Annotated in this window: 24 protein-coding genes; 13 read left to right on the forward strand and 11 right to left on the reverse strand. The window is 38.2% G+C overall.

Translation table 11 applies throughout. The features are described from left to right. The first annotated feature begins 283 nt into the window (after positions 1-283). Positions 284-1,075, forward strand: coding sequence for a sulfite exporter TauE/SafE family protein (locus SCI76_RS24585; protein ID WP_033580552.1), 792 nt, complete (start codon positions 284-286; stop codon positions 1,073-1,075). 29 nt (positions 1,076-1,104) lie between these two features. Here the strand turns inward: SCI76_RS24585 and SCI76_RS24590 are convergent, their stop codons facing one another. From SCI76_RS24590 to SCI76_RS24600, 3 genes are all read right to left on the reverse strand, one after another. Beyond that, positions 1,105-1,830, reverse strand: coding sequence for a class D sortase (locus tag SCI76_RS24590; RefSeq protein WP_028414436.1), 726 nt, complete (start codon positions 1,828-1,830; stop codon positions 1,105-1,107). A gap of 1 nt (position 1,831) precedes the next feature. Then, positions 1,832-2,965, reverse strand: coding sequence for a processed acidic surface protein (locus SCI76_RS24595; RefSeq protein ID WP_048018943.1), 1,134 nt, complete (start codon positions 2,963-2,965; stop codon positions 1,832-1,834). Positions 2,966-3,308: 343 nt separating this feature from the next. After that, the gene (locus SCI76_RS24600; protein WP_013057845.1) at positions 3,309-3,440 is read right to left on the reverse strand and encodes a hypothetical protein; all 132 of its coding nucleotides are present in this window, start codon (positions 3,438-3,440) and stop codon (positions 3,309-3,311) included. A 351-nt stretch (positions 3,441-3,791) separates the two neighbouring features. On the opposite strand from SCI76_RS24600, the gene SCI76_RS24605 reads away from it, so the two are divergent. The 5 genes from SCI76_RS24605 to SCI76_RS24625 all read left to right on the forward strand — a co-directional run bounded on the left by SCI76_RS24605 (position 3,792) and on the right by SCI76_RS24625 (position 8,546). Further along, positions 3,792-4,349 carry a thioredoxin family protein gene (locus SCI76_RS24605; RefSeq protein WP_047750502.1) on the forward strand — a complete coding sequence of 186 codons (558 nt, stop codon included), beginning with the start codon at positions 3,792-3,794 and terminating at the stop codon, positions 4,347-4,349. A gap of 383 nt (positions 4,350-4,732) precedes the next feature. After that, positions 4,733-6,376 (forward strand): APC family permease, encoded by a 1,644-nt coding sequence (locus SCI76_RS24610; RefSeq protein ID WP_047750503.1) that lies wholly within the window; start codon positions 4,733-4,735, stop codon positions 6,374-6,376. A gap of 136 nt (positions 6,377-6,512) precedes the next feature. Beyond that, positions 6,513-6,647 carry a hypothetical protein gene (locus SCI76_RS24615; RefSeq protein WP_255901545.1) on the forward strand — a complete coding sequence of 45 codons (135 nt, stop codon included), beginning with the start codon at positions 6,513-6,515 and terminating at the stop codon, positions 6,645-6,647. Between the two features lie 158 nt (positions 6,648-6,805). After that, positions 6,806-7,429 (forward strand): LysE family translocator, encoded by a 624-nt coding sequence (locus SCI76_RS24620; protein WP_033580556.1) that lies wholly within the window; start codon positions 6,806-6,808, stop codon positions 7,427-7,429. A 271-nt stretch (positions 7,430-7,700) separates the two neighbouring features. Further along, positions 7,701-8,546: an N-acetylmuramoyl-L-alanine amidase gene (locus SCI76_RS24625; RefSeq protein WP_048018945.1), complete on the forward strand. Its 846-nt coding sequence runs from the start codon at positions 7,701-7,703 to the stop codon at positions 8,544-8,546. 46 nt (positions 8,547-8,592) lie between these two features. On the opposite strand, the gene SCI76_RS24630 is transcribed toward SCI76_RS24625, so the two are convergent. From SCI76_RS24630 to SCI76_RS24655, 6 genes are all read right to left on the reverse strand, one after another. Next, on the reverse strand, positions 8,593-8,910 hold the full coding sequence (locus SCI76_RS24630; protein WP_013083905.1) for a DUF3243 domain-containing protein: 318 nt from the start codon (positions 8,908-8,910) through the stop codon (positions 8,593-8,595). A gap of 219 nt (positions 8,911-9,129) precedes the next feature. Then, positions 9,130-9,636, reverse strand: coding sequence for a PCYCGC motif-containing (lipo)protein (locus SCI76_RS24635; protein WP_080968589.1), 507 nt, complete (start codon positions 9,634-9,636; stop codon positions 9,130-9,132). 84 nt (positions 9,637-9,720) lie between these two features. After that, the gene (locus SCI76_RS24640; protein ID WP_028414429.1) at positions 9,721-10,341 is read right to left on the reverse strand and encodes a class I SAM-dependent methyltransferase; all 621 of its coding nucleotides are present in this window, start codon (positions 10,339-10,341) and stop codon (positions 9,721-9,723) included. A gap of 58 nt (positions 10,342-10,399) precedes the next feature. Then, entirely contained in the window at positions 10,400-12,958 is a 2,559-nt protein-coding gene (locus tag SCI76_RS24645) for a heavy metal translocating P-type ATPase (RefSeq protein WP_063247337.1), read from the reverse strand. A gap of 31 nt (positions 12,959-12,989) precedes the next feature. Further along, positions 12,990-13,349, reverse strand: a complete 360-nt coding sequence (locus SCI76_RS24650; protein ID WP_028414427.1) for a metalloregulator ArsR/SmtB family transcription factor — start codon at positions 13,347-13,349, stop codon at positions 12,990-12,992. A gap of 301 nt (positions 13,350-13,650) precedes the next feature. Continuing rightward, positions 13,651-14,079 (reverse strand): PAS domain-containing protein, encoded by a 429-nt coding sequence (locus SCI76_RS24655; protein WP_231099202.1) that lies wholly within the window; start codon positions 14,077-14,079, stop codon positions 13,651-13,653. Between the two features lie 507 nt (positions 14,080-14,586). Between SCI76_RS24655 and SCI76_RS24660 the strand changes: the two genes are divergently transcribed. From SCI76_RS24660 to qoxD, 7 genes are all read left to right on the forward strand, one after another. Next, positions 14,587-14,739 carry a hypothetical protein gene (locus SCI76_RS24660; RefSeq protein ID WP_168761006.1) on the forward strand — a complete coding sequence of 51 codons (153 nt, stop codon included), beginning with the start codon at positions 14,587-14,589 and terminating at the stop codon, positions 14,737-14,739. 479 nt (positions 14,740-15,218) lie between these two features. After that, on the forward strand, positions 15,219-15,566 hold the full coding sequence (locus SCI76_RS24665) for a rhodanese sulfurtransferase (protein ID WP_033580561.1): 348 nt from the start codon (positions 15,219-15,221) through the stop codon (positions 15,564-15,566). Positions 15,567-15,873: 307 nt separating this feature from the next. Further along, complete coding sequence (locus SCI76_RS24670; RefSeq protein WP_013057828.1) at positions 15,874-16,452, forward strand: hypothetical protein; 579 nt, start codon at positions 15,874-15,876, stop codon at positions 16,450-16,452. A 566-nt stretch (positions 16,453-17,018) separates the two neighbouring features. Then, a complete protein-coding gene (gene qoxA, locus SCI76_RS24675) occupies positions 17,019-17,972 on the forward strand; it encodes a cytochrome aa3 quinol oxidase subunit II (protein ID WP_013057827.1) in 954 nt (317 codons plus the stop codon). Positions 17,973-18,018: 46 nt separating this feature from the next. After that, the gene (gene qoxB / locus SCI76_RS24680) at positions 18,019-19,962 is read left to right on the forward strand and encodes a cytochrome aa3 quinol oxidase subunit I (protein ID WP_013083896.1); all 1,944 of its coding nucleotides are present in this window, start codon (positions 18,019-18,021) and stop codon (positions 19,960-19,962) included. After that, the gene (qoxC, locus tag SCI76_RS24685) at positions 19,962-20,570 is read left to right on the forward strand and encodes a cytochrome aa3 quinol oxidase subunit III (protein WP_013057825.1); all 609 of its coding nucleotides are present in this window, start codon (positions 19,962-19,964) and stop codon (positions 20,568-20,570) included. Before qoxB ends, qoxC begins: the two co-directional genes overlap by 1 nt. A gap of 3 nt (positions 20,571-20,573) precedes the next feature. Then, positions 20,574-20,882 carry a cytochrome aa3 quinol oxidase subunit IV gene (gene qoxD / locus SCI76_RS24690; RefSeq protein ID WP_013057824.1) on the forward strand — a complete coding sequence of 103 codons (309 nt, stop codon included), beginning with the start codon at positions 20,574-20,576 and terminating at the stop codon, positions 20,880-20,882. Positions 20,883-20,911: 29 nt separating this feature from the next. On the opposite strand, the gene SCI76_RS24695 is transcribed toward qoxD, so the two are convergent. Continuing rightward, positions 20,912-21,250, reverse strand: a complete 339-nt coding sequence (locus SCI76_RS24695; RefSeq protein WP_028414424.1) for a hypothetical protein — start codon at positions 21,248-21,250, stop codon at positions 20,912-20,914. Between the two features lies 1 nt (position 21,251). Then, entirely contained in the window at positions 21,252-22,031 is a 780-nt protein-coding gene (locus tag SCI76_RS24700) for an undecaprenyl-diphosphate phosphatase (RefSeq protein ID WP_025751115.1), read from the reverse strand. Positions 22,032-22,094 lie beyond the last annotated feature (63 nt).

The following is a 22,094-nucleotide window of genomic DNA, read 5'->3' on the forward strand; positions in this document are numbered from 1 at the left end:
TGAGATAAGCGTAGCGTGTAGGCAGTTCTAACATCTAGTTTTTCTTTATTCTACCACAAGTAGCAGAGCCGAGAACGAGGAAGTTTGAGCTAAACGTAAATAACGCATAAAGTCGATAGGATTTTAATGATTAAAAAAATTAATAATTGAAAGCACTTTTATCAATATTTTTACAGAAAAGAAGCATATACAGTGATACAATGGAAGAAGAGATAAGGCGTTGTATGTATACATACTTTCTAACAAACATGATATTGGATTGATAAAAGCAGGTGGTAAAAACATGGATGTACAACTATTAATAACGGTATTTGCACTCGGGTTTTTCGGGTCATTTTTAGCAGGTATGCTTGGAATTGGAGGGTCAGTTGTTTTGTACCCGCTGTTGCTATTTGTTCCGCCTCTTGTAGGAGTGGGAATATTCAGCGCGCACGAAGTAGCTGGTATAGGAGCTGTGCAGTCGCTGTTTGCCTCCGTTTCAGGAGCTCTTGCTTATAAAAAGGGCGGCTATTTGAATAAACCGTTAATTTTATATATGGGCGTCAGTGTCTTAGTTGGTAGTCTCATTGGTTCAACGCTATCAAACTCGTTTTCAGAAGGAATGATCAATTTCATTTACGGCGTGATGGCAACAATTGCTGCAGGATTAATGTTTATGCCCAAAAAAAATAATCCAGCGGCCGATTCATTCGAAGTGACGTTTTCAAAACCTTTGGCAGCAGCCCTGGCGTTTTTAGTTGGAATTTGCGGGGGGATTGTCGGAGCAGGAGGCGCATTTTTACTTGTTCCTATTATGATTACCGTGTTAAAAATTCCTGTGCGCGTAACGATTGCAAGCTCATTAGCCGTGACGTTTATTTCGTCTATGGGAACAACATTCGGTAAAGTAATGACACATCAAGTCCTTTTGCTTCCGGCGCTTATGATTATTGGAGCAAGCTTACTAGCAGCTCCGATTGGCGCTTTTGTCGGGCAAAAGACGAAGGTAGCGTCGCTGCAAGTGATCTTAGCAGTCGTTATTACGGCGACTTCGTTGAAAATATGGTTTGATTTACTAATGAAATCTATTCATTAAAAAAAGCTGCCTCTTTAAGGGCAGCTTTTTTATTTTGTAGTTGATGCAACAAGGTGAGCGACTAAAATATAGCGTTCAGGTGCTGAACCAACGTAGTTAAATGGATAACAGGTGCTGACGGTTAAAGTGGCTCTAGGTTTTGGCACAATAACGGTCCGGTCATCCGCATCCACAATTCGTACTTTGTTTACTTTGTATGTGAAGGTGCCTGCTGCTGTACTTACCACAAGCGAATCGCCTTCACCCACGTCGCCAAGCTTACGAAAAACCGTATCGCGATGTCCTGATAGAACAGAATTGTCGTTTTGACCAGGCAGCACGCTTCCCGCAAAATGACCGACGCCTTTTTCTAATTCATCTTCGTTCGTACCGTGATAAATTGGCAGCTTCGCATTTAATTTAGGAATATATAGTTCTCCCATTAAATCACCGATTTTTGGCTGTTTCGGATAAGACACATTTGACACTTTCGGCTTTTTTTCTGAGCTAGCAGTACGAGAGTGTACCGCTTTTTTTGGTTCAACAGAAGAAGCTTCAGCAGAAGAGTCTGCTGTTGATGAGTCCTTGCTTTTAGAAACTGAAGCTGCGGCTGGTTCTTCTGTATCCATTGTTTTAAATGCCAAATAGCCTCTTGCAAATTTATAGGCGTTTGTTGTTGTAAACCAAAGACCAAAGCAGATGACAGCGGCTAAAAGGGAAAGAACAATCAACCGCTTTTTACGATTGATTGTTCTTCTTGTTTTTCTTGGTTCCATTTTATGCGCGTCTCACTTTGCGGAAAAGAACAAAGCCAGCGGCTACAAGCACTAATCCAATTAATGTATTTGTTACATAATTAGAAGCCGTTTCCGGAAGTTTTCCGCCTTTAACGGTTTTTTGTACAGCGCTATTCGTTTGTTGCTTCTCCGGTTCTTGTTTCTTTTCTACTGCTGGTTTTTGCGCTTGAGCTGGTTTTGCTACAGCTTCAGCAGATTTTTCTACTTCTTTTCCTGTATCTGTGATGATATCAGAATTAAACATATCGCCTGTGATCACCATGTCTGCTAAAAATTCACCGTCTGTTGTATAAAGAGAAATTTTTAGACTTGCATTTTTTAATTCTTCTAAGTTGATTAAATCAGTAAGAGAAAGCGGTCTTTCATTTCCGCCTTGTACAAGTGAAAATTTAGCGTCTAAATGGAAGATTGATAGCATTTCTTTATAAATAGACATTAATTCAGCGATTTGATCAGCAGATAATTCTGTTGCTGTATCAAAATCTTCGAATGCCGCTAAGCGCTCGCCTAATTGATCTAAGCGGTTAAGCGTTGCTTCATTTGAAAGCTCATCTTCTAACGATGTAAAATGTGCTTCAATTCGATTTAACTCTTCTGAAGTTAAGCCTAATTCAGACTGCATAAATGATAGTAAGCCGCTTAAATCTTCTTCACTTAATTCATCATCGTAAGAAGTGTCTTCTTCGTCATATGACTCATCATCTTCATACCAGTCATCGCCTTCTAGATAGAAGCCGACATCATCGTATAAATCATCTAGGTACACATAGTCGTCTAAGCTTTGGCCGTTCTCTTTTAATAACGCATTTAAGCTTGTTTTGTCTAAGTCAAAATCTGCATACAAATCTTGCACATTATGTAAGTCAGCTGCAATCGGTTCACCTAAAAAATCTTCTAAATCTGCGATTGTATCGTAGTTTTCAAGACTATCGTCATACAGTGAAAGTGAATATTCAACGTCGTCTTTGGTTACTTCAAAACCTCGCGTTTGGCTTACCGATTTTAAATATTTGTTGAAGTCTGCGTCAAATGTTGACGCGGCTGCGAATGAAGACGTTGGAAATACGCCAACAAACAGCAGAAATGATAATAAAATTGTCCCCAGTTTTTTCATCAATTTTCTCCTTTTTTTTACGTTTTCTACAAGATTATATAGTAAGAGTTATAAATTTACAATATATACTTATATTATATATACCTTGAATATAGTGGTAATTTAAGGTATTTATAGAACTATATATTTTGAGAATACCATATGGAAGGGAGCGGAAAGCCCTAGGTAGAAAAAAGGGAAAAATAAAGAAAAAGGTTTATAATTTTTTTGACAGAGCAGAAATATAAAGAAACATCAAAAAAGAACAGCATTTAGAAGCTGTTCTTTTTGAAATGATATGTAAGCATTAGCATAGATAGTTGAAATTCGATACCGTTCCGCTTTAGAAAAAGGTGGCTACGAGTTATGATTTTAGTAAGGATAGTGAAGAAAAGTGAGAGCGCGGTTTTGTCAGCTCTATTTTGATTCCTTTTAGTCTTAAACGTTCTACAAACTGTTTGCGTTTTTTTCGCTTTTCATGCGGGGATTGATTCATATTCGCCTCATCCTCCATATTTAGTCAAGTAGCTAACATATCATTATCATAATCAAAAGATGACGGTTACACAATAAACATTCTCAAATATTCACAAAGATTTAAAATTTGTTACATTGATAGTGTACATGTACCCCATTCTCTTTTTTTATAACATCTCAATGTGCTGTTTTTAAATTGAAGTTTTATGAATTCCGTCGCAGAATAAAAAAACATGATCAAAATGAGCACGCAGACTTTTATATTTTGATTCATGGTGCTTAAAAGCTATACTAGTAGTGCGTATAGAAAAGACGAAAACGAGATTGGATATCTCATCTATTCGTATACAAAAAAGAAAGAGGGATCTTGATGAAAACAGAACAACAGTATTTTGAAGAAGGAAAATCAATTCAAACATATATGAACGACATGAGTACATTAAAAGAGGAAAGTTTAGCTGTTTATGAACAATTTCAGCTTCCTAAAGATGGACTGGCTGACAAATTAAAAGCTCACAAGCTTCACTTCTTAGCAATTACTGAAGATTGGTGCGGAGATGCGATGATGATTAACCCAATCATTCGTAAAGTAGCTGAAGCTGCCGGTATCGATGTGCGTGTTGCACTGCGCGATGCGGACACCGAATTAATTGATCGTCACTTAACAAACGGCGGCCGTGCTATTCCGATTATTTTAATTTTTAATAATGAAGGAAATTTACTAGGTAAATGGGGTCCTCGTGCTCCTCAAGTTCAGCAAATCGTGGATGAGCTTCGCGCCGAACTTCCTTCAAAAGAAGATCCTTCGTTTGAAGAAAAGCAAAAAGAAGTCTTTTCTGTGTTACGAACAAGATATAAAGAAGAACCGGCTCTTTGGTCGTATGTTTATAACAGCTTCAAAGAAACAGTGTTAGCTGTTGTAAAATAATTTAAAAAAGCAGGGTAAAATGAGCGCTTCATTTTATCCTGCTTTTTTTCTGGTTATTGCAGCAAAATCGTTTGTATATCACTTTAATGAAAAGGCTGTTTTTATAAATGTTAGTGTTCAAAACGCGCACTTTTAATTGGTAAAACGCACAAAATTCTAAAAATAAAAATATTTTTTATTCAAAACGCGTACTTTTTTAACTTGATGATGATATAATAGCAAATAATAAATGAAGAAGGGGGACGGGTGAATGAATGTAAAAGCTTTTGGTTAGTACTTTTAAGCAGCATTTTTAGAGATCAAAATGAATTTTATTTTTTAAATTTAATGAAAGCGCTTAATAACTCACTTCTCAGAATATATAGAAGAAAGGTGTTAGATACATGAATAACTTACATAGAAAAATGGGAACGTTTTCTCTCATGATGGTCGGCCTTGGATCTATTATTGGATCAGGATGGCTGTTTGGGGCATGGAGAGCTGCTCAAATTGCAGGCCCTGCAGCAATTGCTTCTTGGATTATTGGAATGGTTGTTATTTTATTTATAGCTCTTTCTTACAGTGAACTAGGATCGATGTTTCCAGAAGCAGGAGGTATGGTTAAGTATACGCAGTACTCGCACGGCTCATTTCTTGGCTTTATTGCGGCTTGGGCAAACTGGATTGCCATTGTATCCGTTATTCCTGTTGAAGCGGTTGCCTCTGTTCAGTACATGAGTTCATGGCCGTGGGAGTGGGCGAAATGGACAGGGAGTTTAGTAGAAAACGGGATTCTTACTGGAAAAGGCTTGGCTATTGCTACAGGGCTATTAATCATTTATTTTCTTTTAAATTATTGGACGGTAGGCTTATTTTCGAAAGCTAATTCACTTATTACCGTTTTTAAAATTGTGATTCCAGGGCTTACAATTGGTGCTCTTTTATTTGCAGGATTTCACGGCGGAAACTTTTCCTCTGCAGGAGGCGTTGCTCCAAATGGATGGGCAAGCGTGTTGACAGCTGTTGCTACGTCTGGGATTGTGTTTGCTTTTAACGGTTTTCAAAGCCCTATTAACATGGCGGGAGAAGCGAAAAATCCGGGACGCTCTATTCCAATTGCCGTGGTAGGATCCATTTTGATTGCAACCGTGATCTATGTATTGCTTCAAATTGCGTTTATTGGAGCGGTAAATCCTTCAGAAATTGTAAAAGGATGGAGTCATCTGAACTTTAATTCGCCGTTTGCCGATTTAGCGATTGCACTAAATATTAACTGGCTTGTTATTGTTTTATATGCAGATGCGTTTGTATCGCCATCAGGAACAGGTATTACGTATACAGCTACCACGTCACGCATGATTTATGGTATGGAAAAAAATAAATACTTGCCGAATATACTAGGACGAGTTCATCCGCTTTACGGCGTTCCTCGTCAAGCCATGTTTTTTAATCTATTTGTCTCATTCATCTTTTTATTTTTATTTAGAGGCTGGGGAATTTTAGCCGAAATTATTTCTGTAGCTACGTTAATTTCATATCTTACTGGTCCTATCACAGCTATGACGTTAAGAAAAACGGGGACCGATCTTTATAGACCTTTACGTATAAAAGGGTTAAATGTAATAGCGCCTCTTGGCTTTATTTTTGCTTCACTTACTCTTTACTGGGCGAGATGGCCGTTAACTGGACAGGTATTATTTATTATTTTAATTGGTTTGCCAATTTATTTTTATTACCAAGCAAAATCAAAATGGAAAGGCTTTGGTCAAAACTTCCGAGCTGGCGTTTGGATGATTGTCTACTTATTATGTATGATGACAATCTCCTGGATAGGAAGTGAAAAATTCGGGGGACTCAATATTATTAAATACGGCTGGGATATGGGACTTATTGCAATTGTTGCACTTTTCTTTTATGCTTGGGCACTTAAAAGCGGGTACAAAACAGAGTATTTAAAAGAAGCAATTCATGTTAATAATGAAATGAAAGAAGCGGAAGCACAGACTGCCTCGGCTAAAGAGCAAGTTATAGAAAAACAAATTAAATAAGTAGTAAAAATGAGGCTGGGACAAAAGTATTTCAGTTAAAGTCAAATGCGAACTATTAATTATTTTTTAATTGGTAGTTCGTGTTTTTTGTTGTTATGTTGAAGATAGATTTCATGTTTTCAATTGCTTCTAGCAGTTGATTGGAGGACAAGGCGAAGACTCCGGCGGGAAAAGCGGAACAGGTGAGACCCCGCAGGAGCGTAAGCGACGAGGAGGCTCAGCGGCCGCCCGCGGAAAGCGAAGCCTTGCACGGAAATCAACAGCGGTGTAACAAGCAGCTCAGCTCATGTATACAATTTATTCGTCTTTAGATTAGATTGATTTAGTTATGTCCCATCCTTTTTTTATGGATAAATTTTCTTTTTTTGAATACTAGATAGTAAAAAATGCTATAATGGTTGGCAAAATCATGCAGGGGGAGAACGGCTTATGGATATCGTATCAATCACTTCTTTTTTAGGTGTAGCCGCTTTGCTTACGGTTATGCCTGGTCCTGATAACTTATTTGTTTTAGCACAAAGCATATCAAACGGTAAATATGCAGGGATTTCGACTTCATTAGGTCTTTGCACGGGCTTGCTTGGTCATATAGCAGCGGCAACGTTGGGTCTGTCGGCTATTATTTATCAATCAGCTTTAGCATTTGCTATTGTCAAATACGCTGGGGCAGCTTATTTATTATATCTGGCTTATAAGACGTTTACAGCCAAAGATTCCGCTCTCGCTGTTGAAAATAAAGAAGCCATTGAGTACAAGGTGCTATATAAAAAAGGAGTGATTATGAACCTGCTAAATCCAAAAGTTTCGCTTTTTTTTCTTGCTCTTTTACCTCAGTTTGTTAATCATTCAACCGGACACGCCACACAGCAAATGCTTGTTTATGGAGCTGTGTTTTTAGTTCAAGCGCTGATTATCTTTACGTTAATTAGTCTATTTGCAGGGAAAGTAGGGGAGTTTTTGCGAAAATCTCCGGCGCTGTCTAAGCGGCTTAATCTCGTGCAAGGCTCTATCTTTACGCTTATTGGCTTAAAAATTGCTTTTAGTGAGAAATAGCAAAAGATAAGATGGCGAACCTGCTTTTTATCTCTATTAAAAGGCGTGGACATAGGTTAGTTAAAGGGAGATCCGAACGATAAATCCAATTCGTTCGGATTTTTTATGTTTATGGTAAAATCCAGTTTTTTAAGTTATTGTTCTCTAACCTTTAAGAGGACGAACCCTTCTTGTCCACTTACATATATATATAGAATGAGAGATAAAACATCGGACAAAGCCGGTGTTAACCCCAAGTTCTTTCATATTATGGCTGAAAGGAAAGGTTCACATGAAAAAAGTATGGCTAGATGCAGGGCACGGCGGTACAGATTCAGGCGCTTTAGGAAATAATTTGCGTGAAAAAGATATTACGCTGCAGCTTGTATTACACGCGCGGGCGTATTTAGAGCATAACTATTTAGTAGATGTTCAAGTAACTCGTTCAACCGATGTGTTCGTTTCATTATCAGATCGAGCGAACCGAGCTAATGCATGGGGAGCAGATATATTTGTTTCAATGCACATTAATGCCGGCGGAGGTACTGGATTTGAAACGTATCGCTATCCATCACAAGAGGGAAGTCAATCTTCTCTTTTACAAAAAGAGCTTCATGCAGAGATTTTACCAACCATGCGCAAATTTGGAACGATTGCAGATCGCGGTTTAAAAACAGCTAATTATGCTGTACTGCGTGAAACAAATATGCCTGCTGTTTTAACTGAAAACTTATTTATCGATACAACAGCCGACGCTGAAAAATTAAAAAACGCGACGTTTCTTCGTGAAGTGGGAGAAGCACACGCGCGTGGAATTGCTGCGTATTTAAACTTACCTTCTACTAGCGTTACATTCTATACCATTCAATCTGGAGATACGTTTTATAGCATTGCAAAGAAGTATAATATCACCGTTCAGCAGCTGCAGGATGCAAATAACGGCGTAGATCCTACCAAACTGCAAATTGGGCAGCAGATTGTTCTTCCTGTCACTACGTATACTGTACAAGCAGGAGATACGTTCTATAGCATTGCAAAGAAGTATAATATGACTGCTCAGCAGCTGCAGGATGCAAATCCCAGCGTAGATCCTACCAAACTGCAAATTGGGCAGCAAATTATCATTCCCGCTGTTTAATATCTGTAAATAAAAAAGATGACACGGCAGCGTGTCATCTTTTTTATTATTGAACTAATCTTACAAGCATATGGGCAAGGTGATGCTGCTGTTCTTTGTCTCCAACTTTCCACAGTTCGTGAAGCAGGTTTTCCTCTCGATTGCGAGGCTCTTCATGCTTAGCGAGATAATCAGCTACTTTCTGAGCTGTTTTAGCCAGCTGTTCCTCATTCATCCCTAACTTTTCACCTTTTGAGACCTTGTCCCCTAGATAACTTTTAAATCCTTCGAAGCTAGAGAGAATATCCTCTTTTTTCTCCTCGCTCATAGAATTAATGGCTCCTTCAACTTTTGCTGAATGATTTGTTTCTACAGAATTACTCATAGATTTTTTCTCCTCTCATGGTTATATTTGGGTGTTAGAAAGCATATTCCCTGAGGATTCAGTAAATAAACGTCCAAATGTGTTATTTTTACATGATGGCGTTTTACAAGGACTTAAAAAGGTGAGGTCAAACGAGATTTTATCAACCAATAATAAAATGACAAAAAAAGACTTTGAATAAAGAAATCAAAGTCTTTATATGATTTTTATACTGAAGCATCATATTTCCGGCGTAGGAGTAGGCGTGGCATAGCCTTCCTTATATTTATGATCAATTTCTTGACGAATGTCTTCGATGCTTTTGCCTTTGCTGTAGTCTACTACAGCTTGAGCCGCTATTTCTAAGCAGACACCGCATTTTGTTCCGTGATCATCCCACATTACTGCGCCGTTTTCTTTGTTTTCAAAGATAAAACAGTCGTAGTTGTTTTGATGATTAGCTTCTTCGCCACATCCGCAGTAGCAAGGAATGTTTTCTAGTAAGGTTTGATGCTTAGCAGCGGCTGCATAAATAAGCTGCATATCTTCGGGCTTGTCACTCAGAAAGGAAGGGAGAGTGTCACTATTTTTTGTTTCTTCTCGTTTATCCCCTAATGTGTGCGGCTGATGTTCTTCATGTTGTGTTGTTTCTGTATGTTTGCTAGCTGAACTTTCTTTACTTTCGTTTCCACAGCCGGACACCATGCCTGCTGCAAGGACAACTGGTATGACCTTTGATTTCATCATCAAAATGTTCATCCTTTCTTCAATTAAAGATAGAAAATAATATGTACATCCATCACGTTAAAAAGACATCATTCGTCTTTGAAGTCATTCATCAACTTTCTGCAAAATAATTTTCCGATACATACCTTTCAACATGACGCTTGAATTTTCCTTCAAGATAAGCTGATCCCGGCTTGCTTCAAGCATATGTTCAAAAGAGAGGCCAATATCCGTTCCTAGTAATTTTACGAAGAGGCGGAATATTTTTTTAGGAAAAGCCGCGGATTTCTTTTTAGTTTCAAATTTATCAAAAATCAGGATCGTTCCCTTAGGCTTTACTACTCTGGTCATTTCTTTTAAAGCTTGCTTTGCATCAGGTACTACGCTAAGAATTAAGCTTGCTACAACAACATCAAACGAAAAAGAGTCGAATGTTAGCTGCTGAGCGTCCATTTGGTGGAAAGTTATAGACGGGTTTTTGTATTTATCTTTTGCTTTTTGAAGCATTTCACTGGAATAGTCGATGGCTGTTACATTTACTTGATGAGGAATAAAAGCTAAATCGGCACCCGTTCCAACACCTACAAATAAAATGCGCTGCTCAGACGAAAAGGGGACATCTTGAAAGACTTTTTTTCTGGCTCGATAAAACATCCCGTTATTAAAAAAGACATCATAAAAAGGGGCCCAGCACTTATAAATAAATTGGTTCCAGCGGTTATTCACGTAAACCCTCCTAAAAAATAAGCTTTCCAACGCATGCTGGAAAGCTTATAGATTCCATTTATTTTTTCATTTTGAGTAAGCGAAGGCTGTTTAAAATAACAAGTAGCGCTGCTCCTGTATCGCTTAAGACGGCAATCCACAGAGTAAGCCACCCTGGGAAGATAAAGGCTAAGGCAATGACTTTAACAATAATAGAAAACCAAATGTTTTGTTTGATAACAGCTAACGCTTTGCGACTTAGCTTCATTGTATGAGGAAGCTTTTCTAAATTGTCTGCCATCAGGACAATATCAGCTGTTTCCATGGCTGTATCAGTACCAGCACCGCCCATTGCAATGCCAAGATCAGCAGTAGCAAGGGCAGGGGCATCGTTAATTCCATCTCCAACCATAGCCGTTTGATACCCTTCATGTTGAAGCTGCTGTATGGCCTTTACTTTGTCTTCAGGCAGCAAATCAGCGAAATAGCGGTCTACCCGAGACTGAGAAGCAATCATTTTAGCTGTTCCTTCGTTATCACCGGTTAACATCACAATTTGCTGCATTCCGTTTTGCTTAAGGCTTTCTAAAGCAGATATGGTTGTATGTCTGATGGTATCAGCTACGCTAATAATGCCTAGAACACTTTTAGCTGTTCCGACAATAATAATCGTTTTACCTTCGTTTTGAAGCTTTTCAATCTGAGACCAGCAGTGTGTTAGAGGTGTTCCTAAATCTGAGAATAATTTTGCATTACCTGCGTAATAAACCGTGTCTTGAATTGTTGCTTGCACGCCTTTTCCCGTAAGGATTTTAAAATTTGACCCTTGTAAAGAAACGACTTTTTTCTCCGCAGTATAATCCACGATAGCGCGGGCGATGGGATGATTCGAATAATCTTCAAGCGTTTTGGTTATCGCTAAAAGCTGATTTTCTTCAGCAGCAAGGGAAACAACTTCTGAAACGGCTGGTTTGCCTTCTGTTAGCGTTCCTGTTTTATCAAAAGCAATCGCATTGATTGCACCGGCCTTTTCTAAAAACGTCCCGCCTTTAATGAGCACGCCATTTTTCGCCGCGTTTCCAATCGCAGATACAATGGCGACGGGAGTCGAAATGACTAGCGCGCATGGACAAGCGACAACTAATAATTCAAGCCCTTTGTAGAACCACTCGCTCCATGCACCATCAAACAGGGGAGGGATGACCATAATGAATAAAGCTAAAATAAAGACAATAGGTGTGTAAATGGTTGCAAATTTATCAACAAATGCTTGAGTCGGCGCTTTTTTCTCCTGTGCTTCTTCCACTAAATGAATGATTTTAGCAATGGTCGTATCTTCGACTAGCTTTGTTACTTTAATTTCTAACGATCCGCTTTCGTTAATCGTGCCGGCATAGACAGCATCGCCCATTACTTTATCAACGGGAATAGATTCACCTGTAATAGGAGCTTGGTTGATACTGGATTCTCCGTTTATAATTTCACCATCGAGCGGAATTCGGTCTCCTGGTTTTACGACAATCGTGCTGCCAATTGAAATATCTTCCGCAGCTTTTTTAATCAGCTGCCCGTTTTCCTTTACCCATGCTTCAGAAGGAGCTAAATCCATCAAACCTCGTATCGAGTTTCTTGTTTGTTCAATTGATCTTGTTTGCAGAGCTACACCTAAAGCAAACAGCCAGACGACCGTAGCACCTTCAAGCCATTCACCAATAACAGCTGCTCCAAGTGCTGCAACGGTCATTAAAACATTCATGTCTAAAGAACGGCTTTTGATTCCGTAATAAGCACTTTTAGCCGGCTTATATCCGCTGACAATCATGGCAATAGCGTACAGTACAGTTGTCATATAAGAAGCAATTCCTGTATGAGAACCGATAAAACCTAGTGCGATGAGAATACCTGAAAAAATAATCGGACCATTTTTGCCTTTATGGTGCCGAGATTCAGCGGGCTGCCTGCTGCTGGTCACTAAAGTAGCGGTATACCCAGCTTTAGATACTTCTTTAATAATGTCATCAGCTTCATTATCATGTTCAATTTGTGCTTTTCCCGTTGAAAAGTTAACGCGTACGTCTTTGACAGCAGGAACTGTTTTTAAATGATTCACAATCGTGTTTGCACAAGCTGCACAGTCCATTCCTTCAATCAAATACGTTTTCATTTTCTTATTTGATTGAATAGGCTCAATACTAAAGCCCAGTCTTTCCACTGAGTTTGGAATGAGTGACAGAGCTGATTCACTTGCCGCCGCCACTTGAAGCTTTCCTGTATTGTAGTTGATTGCTACGTGTTGAATATCGTTTAACGTTTTTAAACTTTTTTCAATCGTAGCAGCACAAGAAGGACAATCCATTCCATACACGCGGTATTCAGCCGTTTCTTCTATGTCACTGCCTGTTGCTATATCGTGATCGCTGCAGCACGAATGCTGGCTTTTATCGGTCGTTAACGCACTTGTATCTGAACAGCAGCTGTGACTGTGTGCGTGACTCTTTGTACTACAGGAAGAAGGTTCTTCAGTAGGTGCGGCTTCTGAAGAAGAGGAGCAGCAGGGGCTGTTCTCAATTTCTGATGAAGAAGGGCCGCTGCAGCAGCTTCCGGTATGGTGATGATGTTTTTTATCTTCGTGTTTCATTGTGTCCCACTCCCTATACGGTAAGAAAAACTTAAATGGTTACATCTTCTTTTTTAGCAAACATAATATCAATTACTTGTTTAATATGTGCATCCCTTAAAGAATAAAAAGCTAACTTTCCTTCTTTGCGATAATTGGCAATTCCTATATTTCGCAGCAGTCTTAAGTGATGAGAAGCAGTAGCAACCGTAGAGCCTACAATGTTGGCTACGTCACATACACATAATTCCTCACCTTTATAAAGGGCTAATACGATTTTCAGCCGCGTTTCATCTCCCAACGCTTTGAACATCGTAGAAATATCCTGAACAGCTTCAACATCGATAGAAGGCTTAATACGATTCACCTTTTCTTCGTTAAAACAATAAATATCACAGCGGTCTTTTGGCATAGTTTCCTCCTTCATTCAAACATTCAAATGATTGTTTGTTTATAATATATGCCAATTTAAAAAAATGTTCAAACATTTATTGATTATTCGGACTTTTTTTCTGAGCAAAACATAAATATAGAAAGAATAAATATGAAAAGTATGCCTATTAGTGTATGTACTCTGGACTAAATGGTGCGGACAAAAAGAGAATGACTTTACGTGTAGAACAAAACAAAAAGCCACCCCCTATAGGTAGCCTTTCAATGACTTTTAAAAATGAGAGAAATAAACGAATACAGCGCAAATTATGTTCATTTGGTTATCGATTTAATCGATTAAATAATAAATCTGCTGCATTATTTAACACCTTGTCCGATTCTTTTAATCGCTTGTCTGAGTTTTCTAGATAGGATTGAGCAGATAATACAACATCTAATGGATCCTTGACATTTTTCTTTTCGGTGCATACTAAATGACCAACATTATTTTTCCAATGAATCGTGCATTTAAAATTCACAAATGTATCATCGCTCGTTCTCAAACGCAAATGCCTGATGATGGGGTTAGATGAAGAGTGCTGTGACAGCATCCACATTGCTTGTTTCCGGTCGTCTTTATGAATAATGCTCCACAGACTGGAGACTGAAGAAAAATAAGAATGTGCTTGACTAGAAAAATGCAGGATTTCACCTTCTTGATTTAATTGAAAGTAAGGAACGGGGATCCATTTAAGTATGTTACTTTCCATCATGCACCTCTCCCAACTTAAGTAATCTCTTTTACCATATCACAATTACCTAATATTTGTATGATTTTTATCATTTTTCCCACTCTTTTCCCCGTTTTAAGCTGTAAAAGCTACCGAATTATTCAGTTTAAAACACTTGAAAAAGGAACGTGTGTTCGGTAAACTAAAAATTAAAGGAGCGAATTCTATGGAACGGCTACTTCAAGAAAGCTACTCTTCGAAACGACCTGTTGAAATTATTTATATGGATGATAAAGGATGTTTGACACAGCGATTTATCATTGTGTATAAAATTGATCCTCAGAGCGTAAAAGCTTGGTGCTTACTAAGGAACGAGAAACGAACGTTTAAAATAGAGAATATCCTTTCATGCGGATTCAGCAATAAAAGGAAAAGCAGTTTTAGGCAGAAAGCTCACTCAATTTAAGAGGGGCTTTTTCATATCATTTCCTCTTATGGCGTGTGAGTTATTTTCATACACTATATCCACCAGAAAGGGGAATGAACATGACATTAAACCAAGGAAAGAAAACTAAACATATTGCTAAAGGGAGCACGGAAGAAGAAAATATGACAATGCAGGGTGAGAAAAAACAGCATGAAGCACAAAGTACCTCTTTGTCTCATAATAATTGTCGTGCAAACCTTGATGGAGATTAATCTATAAAAGGAAAGCTTTCGTCTCCGAGGCTTTCCTTTTTTGTGTATATTGCATTTTTAAGTTAACTCGTATTTTTCTGAGCCAATCACAATATAGTCTTTCGCTTCACGTGTTCATACTATCCTATCTCGCATCCTTCATTTTTAGAATCATTTTTCTGACGTTCTTGCAACATTGGGTCTACTATATTACTCATAAGCGAACCTCAGCCTTAACGGGAAAGAAAAGGGGAAATGAAGATAAAAATTCTGCGTTTCTTCATTATAATAAGAAAAAACGATCTGTTTACTAGTATTTAAATCTTTCGAAAAATCAAAATAAATAATGATTGATTTCGTCACTTTATTGTGGTTTCATAATAAAGTGTAAAAAGACCATTTTTCTTACAGAGAGAAATGAGATAGAGTACTTCTGTGTTGATTCTTTCTTTTGAATATAGTATACATACAGGGGTATAGAAATTAGTTGGGAGGAAAACATGGCGATATTATATATGAGCATAGGTATTTTACTTTTATTAATTTGTTACAGTTTTTATAAACGCTATGTGCCGGTGCAAGGAATAAAGAAAGTGACGACCGTCGACTGTGCTTCTACAACGATTTCGTATGTAGATGTTCGTCATTTTCATGAAATGAAACAAAACCCCTGTCAAAAAGCAATCCATATTCCGCTTCCTTATTTAGAGAGACAGCATGAGGAAATTCCATATAAAGAAGTGGTCGTAATTGTTCCTGACAGTATTTCTCGAAATTTAAGCATTCGGCAGCTCAAAAAACATGGGTATCAGGTCAAAGGATACATGTGTGCGGAAAGATGTGTATAATAAAAAAACGGCAAATAAGCCTTAAACGACTTTGATATAGAAGGATATAATAGATAAGCTAAGCGATACTCATTTCAAAATGGGTATCTTTTTTTGCTTTAAGGATTAAGAAGGGGAGTGGAGATCGGTTTCTTTTGGTTCAACAGCTACTGAGTCTTTTAGCGTATTTTTATGACAAAAGGTTTGAAAAATCCCTTTTGTGGTAAAAAAAAACGTAGTTCTCCTAGTGCATAGACAGAGGTTTAATCGGAAGTTATAATTTAGGCAATTACATAAAAGGGGAGTAAGCTAAGGAAGGTGAATAGATGTGCGAAAGATAAAGCGGTTGCTATTTCTGTTCATTTGTATAGCGGTTGTAATTGTTGCGTATGAGATGATTCGATATCCGATTGAAAACAATGCTGCAAGTGTGCAGCAGCATTTGCGAAATTGGGAGCATAAAGAAAGTATTGATGGTTCTGCAAGGATTACGCTGCAAGATTTTAAACGGGTTGATCACTCTAATACATACATAGCCTTATTCTCCATACCTGGTGATAAAGAAGGAATGGCCGTATTGAAGCAAGGATGGAACAAACGCCTGCGTATTGAAGTCAGTACCAAAATGAGCAATTTAGTGGATTATGATGATATCCATACAAATAAAGGTACATATGCGCTGTTTACAGGAACAAATAGAAGTAAACAAATTGAGCGCGTAAAGGCGGCTTTGGTGCACGATACATATACAATTGATGCCGCGGTTCCAAAAAGTGATTATTTTGTGCTGTATGAAAAAATACCGAGTCATATTAAACATCCGTTTCCAGCAACGACAACGCTGCTAGATAAAGCAGGGGATGATATCACGGTTAAAGAATTTATGGATCAAGAGCTGCGTGAATAACACGCAGCTTTTTTCTATAATAAAAAGCTTTTTAAAAAAATTCACGTTTTGTTCATATTTTTGAAAGAAAGAATTTTAAGCAAAAAAATCAAATATTTGCTACAAAACAAAGGGGAATTAACGGGCAAAATAAGTTTCATACAGGGCGTCACATTTTCTTTGAAAATTTGTCACAAAATATTCAATTATGTCGATGTGTATTGATATATCAATGTTGAAGCAAACATGCAAAGCTAATTTTGCAGTTATTCCTAAAGAAATAGTTAAGAAATGGGAGCTGAATCCTTTTATTTACATTTATTCATACCAAATTATGTGATAGAATATCGCAAGGTTGAAGCACTCTAACCCCATTGGTACAGTCACTATATTAGAATATTTTTAATATAAAAAAATAAAGCAAAAGGGACGAAAAAAATGTCATTTTGTATTACAATAGTAGTGGCCTACAAATAAGGGGGAAGAGAGTCTGTATAAAAATGTCGTTATCTAGCGAAAGATAGCGCATTTTGAATGTTCATCAATATAGGCTTCGCATCATGTGTTGTTAGAAAGGAGAGTTTTAAGTGAAACCAAAAAAAGGATTTTGGAAGCTAGTAGGTTTACTATCTGCGCTTTCACTAGTATTTTTGAGCGGTTGTTCAAAACTTGCTGTATTGAACCCGCAAGGTCCTGTTGCAAAAACGCAATCTGATTTAATCATTTGGTCTATGTGGATGATGTTGATCGTGGTTGTTGTCGTATTTGCTATTTTTATATTTGTTCTTGTCAAATATCGTGAAAAACCTGAAAACATGGACTATGAGCCACCTGAGCAAGAAGGTAACTTAAAGATGGAGGTTATTTGGACAGCATTCCCAATCATCATCTTAATTCTATTAGCAGTGCCAACTGTTAAAGCGATCTACTCTGCAGAAGAAGTACCGGCAGAATCAAAGGATAAAGATCCAATCGTGATTCACGTTACATCTGCAAACTGGAAATGGATTTTCAGTTATCCGGAACAAAATATCGAGACGGTTAACTACGTAAACATTCCAGCAGATACGCCAGTGAAATTTGAGTTAACGGCTCAAGGACCTATGAACTCATTCTGGGTACCAGAACTTGGCGGACAAAAATATTCGATGAACAATATGTCAATGCCATTATACTTAGAAGCTGATAAGCCTGGTTCTTATATGGGACGTAGTGCTAACTTCTCGGGTGAACATTTCACTCAAATGCAGTTCGAAGTTCAAGCTCAAACGGACAAAGACTTCAAAGAGTGGGTTAGTGACGTAAAAGGTACAGCTGGTAAATTGACTGAAAAGAAATATGATCAAATCCTAAGCCCAGGCGTTGTTGGTCGTCAAACTTACAACGGTACACATTTAAAATGGATTGACCATGCAAAAGATGTATACATTCCTGGCAAAGAGCTAGAACGTGGTACAGGACATGATCACAGCAAGATGAAAGAAGACGAAAAAACGAGTAATGAAGAAATGGAAAACATGGATCACTCAAATCATGAATAACATTCATTTATTACACTAAATAACGTAATGATTGGGGGAAGACATAATGAAGCTAGATGAATTTTTCGTCACTGGCGAACCTATGATTTACGCTGCTGACGCAGCAATCGCTATGACGGTCATCGGTATCGTTTTTGTCTTAACATATTTCAAGAAATGGAAATGGTTATGGACAGAATGGTTAACAACAGTTGACCATAAAAGACTCGGTGTCATGTACATCCTTTCAGCTGTATTAATGCTTTTCCGCGGCGGAATTGATGGAATCATGATGCGTATGCAGCTTGCATTCCCGGGTATGAACATTTTAGATGAACATCACTACAACGGAGTCTTCACGGCTCACGGTGTTATCATGATCTTATTCATGGCAATGCCATTTATTATCGGACTAATGAACGTAATCGTTCCATTACAAATTGGTGCGCGTGACGTAGCATATCCGTTCTTAAACGCAATCAGTTTCTGGACATTCTTTATGGGAGCAATGCTATTTAACCTTTCTTTCGTAATCGGAGGAGCTCCTGATGCAGGTTGGACAAGTTACTTCCCGCTTGCAGGTAAAGAATTCAGTGAGGGTATCGGAAATAACTTCTATGCCGTTTCACTACAGATTGCTGGTGCTGGTACATTAATGACTGGTATCAACTTCTTTGTAACAATTTTAAAAATGCGTGCCCCTGGCATGACAATGATGAAAATGCCAATGTTTACTTGGTCAATCTTCATCACATCAATTATTATCATTTTCGCGTTCCCTGTATTAACAGTAGCGCTTGCACTTATGACACTTGACCGTGTATTCGGAACAGCCTTCTTTACAATGGCTAACGGCGGTCTTCCAATGATGTGGGCTAACTTATTCTGGATTTGGGGTCACCCTGAAGTATATATCGTTATTTTACCGGTATTCGGTGTCTTCTCAGAAGTTATCAGTACACATTCTCGTAAGAATTTATTCGGTTATAAAGCAATGGTAGTATCAATGGTCGGTATCGCATTCTTAAGTTACCTTGTATGGGTGCATCACTTCTTTACAATGGGTAACTCACCGTCAGTTAACTCGTTCTTCTCAATTACAACGATGTTAATTGCCGTACCAACCGGAGTTAAAATCTTTAACTGGCTCTTTACAATGTATAAAGGCCGTATCAAATTTACGACTGCGATGCTTTGGTCATTAGCGTTTATTCCAAACTTCGTAATCGGTGGGGTAACAGGGGTTATGCTTGCGATGGCATCAGCCGATTATCAATATCATAACAGTTACTTCCTAATCGCTCACTTCCACTATGTATTAATCTCTGGTACAGTGTTTGGCTGTTTCGCAGGTTTATACTTCTGGTATCCGAAAATTTTCGGTCACACGTTGAACGAAAAATTAGGAAAAATTTCATTCTGGATTTTTGTTGTTGGATTTAACGTATGTTTCTTCCCACAATTCTTCCTAGGTTTAGACGGTATGACTCGTCGTATGCAAACTTATGCAGACAACCTTGGCTGGAACGGATTAAACTTAGTTTCAACAATCGGTGCATTCTTAATGGGTCTTGGCTTCTTCGTATTAGTAGTTAACTTATTATACAGTGCATGGAAAAACAAACGCGACACTGCAAACGATCCTTGGGATGGTCGTACACTTGAGTGGTGGACTAAATCACCAGTTCAAGCTTACAACTTTGCAGTAATTCCTCATGTGAAAGAAATGGATGCATTCTGGCACATGAAAAAACGTAATGAAACAGAAATTAAAGCAGAAGACTTAAAACCAATTCACTTACCAAGCAACTCTGGTGTGCCGTTTATCTCAGGTATTTTCTGGTTTATCGGTGGATTTGGCTTAGTATTTGAATGGATTCCAATGGCAATCGTTGGATTAGCAGGTATTTTTGCTTGTATGCTTGCTCGTTCATTTGATTATGATCCGGGCTTCTATGTAAAAGTAGATGAAATCAAGAAGGTTGAAGGAATTACAGGGGGTGACAAATAATGGCAGGACATTTAGATAAATCATTGCCGTTAGAATACCAAGAAGAACAAAGTCGCCTGAATATCCTTGGATTCTGGATTTTCTTAGGTGCCGAGATCGCGTTGTTCTCTACGCTGTTCGTAACGTACTTAACGTACCATACGCGTACAGCGGGTGGCCCTACTGCAGAAGAACTGTTCGTTGTTAAAGATTTTATGATCGAAACGCTGTTACTACTATTCAGTAGTTTCACGATGGGAATTGCCATCTTTAAAATGCGTAATAATGATTTAAAAGGACTTTTAGTTTGGTTTGTTATTACACTTGTTCTTGGTGGAGGATTCCTTTTCTACGAAATTCGTGAGTTTTACATGTACGCAGTTCACGAAGGTGCAACAATGCAAACAAGTGCCTTCTTATCAGGGTTCTTTACACTACTTGGAACGCACGGTCTTCACGTAACAGTCGGTGTATTCTGGGCAATCAGTATTATTATTCAATTAGTAAGACGAGGATTAACACCAGTTACTGCTCGTAAAGTATTTATTATCGGTTTATACTGGCATTTCCTTGATGTTGTATGGATCTTCATCTTCACGCTTGTATACTTGAACGGATTGGTGGGATAAGACATGGAAAATAAACAAGGCCAAAAAGCAGGTTTTCCGCTTAGTCATGTATTTGGGCTTATCCTTTCACTAGCCTTAACATTCGCAGCGCTTGGTTTAGTAGTGCTAGCTGATCTATCAAGAAGCATTACAATGACTCTTATCATGATCCTAGCGTTATTACAAGCAGCAATGCAGCTAGTAATGTTCATGCACATGACTGAAAGTGAAAATGGTAAAGTACAGGTTGCAAATATTCTTTACAGTTTCTTTATTGCACTTTGTATCGTTGTTGGTACACTGTGGATTCTTGCAGCTCACTTTAACCATTAAAAATAAAACCACTTACTTCGGTAAGTGGTTTATTTTTTTTCATTCAGTTTATATTTCAACGTTTGATATTCTCCCGTAGCCACTTTTTTTACTACTTTTCCTTTATCATCTCTATAAACATTTACTTGTTCGTATACTTCAATTCGGTATCCGCCTCTTTTTTCTGTTTTAACATGAACTTCTTTGACCGACATATTTAATTGTTCCGCAGCGTCTTCATCAGCAGAAGTTTCAACAGCTCCTCCATCAAGTGAAAGGTGAGATAAGCTGTCAAACGACTGCTGGGAATTGTTATCAACATAGCTTGTCACGACTAAAATGCCGGCAAAAAACAATACTAAAAAAAGCGTCCGGACTTTTATCTTCATTTTAAAACACCCCCGTAAACTGACAAACAAGCACGACTGCACCTAATATCCAAACGTAAATCGCAAACGTTTTTAACGAATGATGCTTTAAATAATTGATCATCCATTTTACCGCTACATAACCGAATAAAGCAGATGAAAGGGTAGCGACGAATAAAAAGAAAACGGAGAGCTGCTCGACTTCACCTGTGACTACATCTTTTAACTGAAGTAACACTGCTCCGCAAATGGCCGGAGTCGACAATAAAAAGGAAAAATAAGCGGCTGTTTCACGGTCTAATTTTCGCATTAACGCAGCTACCATCGTTAAGCCAGACCTGGATACAGCAGGGAATATCGCAGCTGCTTGAAACGAGCCGATAAAAAAAGCATCTCCGTATGAAATATGATCCATTTTTTTATAGCCATTTTTTACGGAATCACCAAACCATAACAGCAGTCCCGTCGCAAGAAATTCCCAGCCGATCGTTAGGCCAGATTTAGAAATGCTGTCAAAATAGTCTTTAAACAAAAGACCAATCGCAACTGCAGGGATCGTTCCTATCACTAAAAGCCCTGTAAGCTTGCTAAAGGGATGCCGAATAATATGCCATAGCTCACGCTTATAAAAGACAAACACAGCAAGCAGAGTGCCCATGTGCAGCATCGTATCTAAATACAATCCCGCATCGTCTAAGCCAAATAAGTGGCGCCCTAAATACAAATGCCCCGTGCTGCTTATTGGTAAAAACTCTGTAAGCCCCTGAATGATTCCCAAAATAAATGCTTCAAACCACGACATCTTATCACCTCATACAGCGTGTCCTTATTAGTAGTGTATAGAGGAAGTTCTGAGAACATGACA

The sequence above is a fragment of the Priestia sp. HNGD-A6 genome (assembly GCF_045784335.1).
Classification (GTDB): Bacteria; Bacillota; Bacilli; order Bacillales; family Bacillaceae_H; genus Priestia; species Priestia zanthoxyli.

Bases quoted from the DNA above. Each gene is read 5' to 3' on its own strand.
- SCI76_RS24665 (WP_033580561.1), top strand. From the start codon at position 15,219: ATGGCGATATTATATATGAGCATAGGTATTTTACTTTTATTAATTTGT.
- SCI76_RS24585 (WP_033580552.1), top strand. From the start codon at position 284: ATGGATGTACAACTATTAATAACGGTATTTGCACTCGGGTTTTTCGGG.
- SCI76_RS24620 (WP_033580556.1), top strand. From the start codon at position 6,806: ATGGATATCGTATCAATCACTTCTTTTTTAGGTGTAGCCGCTTTGCTT.
- SCI76_RS24605 (WP_047750502.1), top strand. From the start codon at position 3,792: ATGAAAACAGAACAACAGTATTTTGAAGAAGGAAAATCAATTCAAACA.
- SCI76_RS24630 (WP_013083905.1), bottom strand. From the start codon at position 8,910: ATGAGTAATTCTGTAGAAACAAATCATTCAGCAAAAGTTGAAGGAGCC.
- SCI76_RS24655 (WP_231099202.1), bottom strand. From the start codon at position 14,079: ATGGAAAGTAACATACTTAAATGGATCCCCGTTCCTTACTTTCAATTA.
- qoxB (WP_013083896.1), top strand. From the start codon at position 18,019: ATGAAGCTAGATGAATTTTTCGTCACTGGCGAACCTATGATTTACGCT.
- qoxD (WP_013057824.1), top strand. From the start codon at position 20,574: ATGGAAAATAAACAAGGCCAAAAAGCAGGTTTTCCGCTTAGTCATGTA.
- SCI76_RS24695 (WP_028414424.1), bottom strand. From the start codon at position 21,250: ATGAAGATAAAAGTCCGGACGCTTTTTTTAGTATTGTTTTTTGCCGGC.
- SCI76_RS24610 (WP_047750503.1), top strand. From the start codon at position 4,733: ATGAATAACTTACATAGAAAAATGGGAACGTTTTCTCTCATGATGGTC.
- SCI76_RS24590 (WP_028414436.1), bottom strand. From the start codon at position 1,830: ATGGAACCAAGAAAAACAAGAAGAACAATCAATCGTAAAAAGCGGTTG.
- SCI76_RS24700 (WP_025751115.1), bottom strand. From the start codon at position 22,031: ATGTCGTGGTTTGAAGCATTTATTTTGGGAATCATTCAGGGGCTTACA.
- SCI76_RS24635 (WP_080968589.1), bottom strand. From the start codon at position 9,636: ATGATGAAATCAAAGGTCATACCAGTTGTCCTTGCAGCAGGCATGGTG.
- SCI76_RS24645 (WP_063247337.1), bottom strand. From the start codon at position 12,958: ATGAAACACGAAGATAAAAAACATCATCACCATACCGGAAGCTGCTGC.
- SCI76_RS24660 (WP_168761006.1), top strand. From the start codon at position 14,587: ATGACATTAAACCAAGGAAAGAAAACTAAACATATTGCTAAAGGGAGC.
- SCI76_RS24625 (WP_048018945.1), top strand. From the start codon at position 7,701: ATGAAAAAAGTATGGCTAGATGCAGGGCACGGCGGTACAGATTCAGGC.
- SCI76_RS24600 (WP_013057845.1), bottom strand. From the start codon at position 3,440: ATGAATCAATCCCCGCATGAAAAGCGAAAAAAACGCAAACAGTTTGTA.
- qoxC (WP_013057825.1), top strand. From the start codon at position 19,962: ATGGCAGGACATTTAGATAAATCATTGCCGTTAGAATACCAAGAAGAA.
- SCI76_RS24595 (WP_048018943.1), bottom strand. From the start codon at position 2,965: ATGAAAAAACTGGGGACAATTTTATTATCATTTCTGCTGTTTGTTGGC.
- SCI76_RS24650 (WP_028414427.1), bottom strand. From the start codon at position 13,349: ATGCCAAAAGACCGCTGTGATATTTATTGTTTTAACGAAGAAAAGGTG.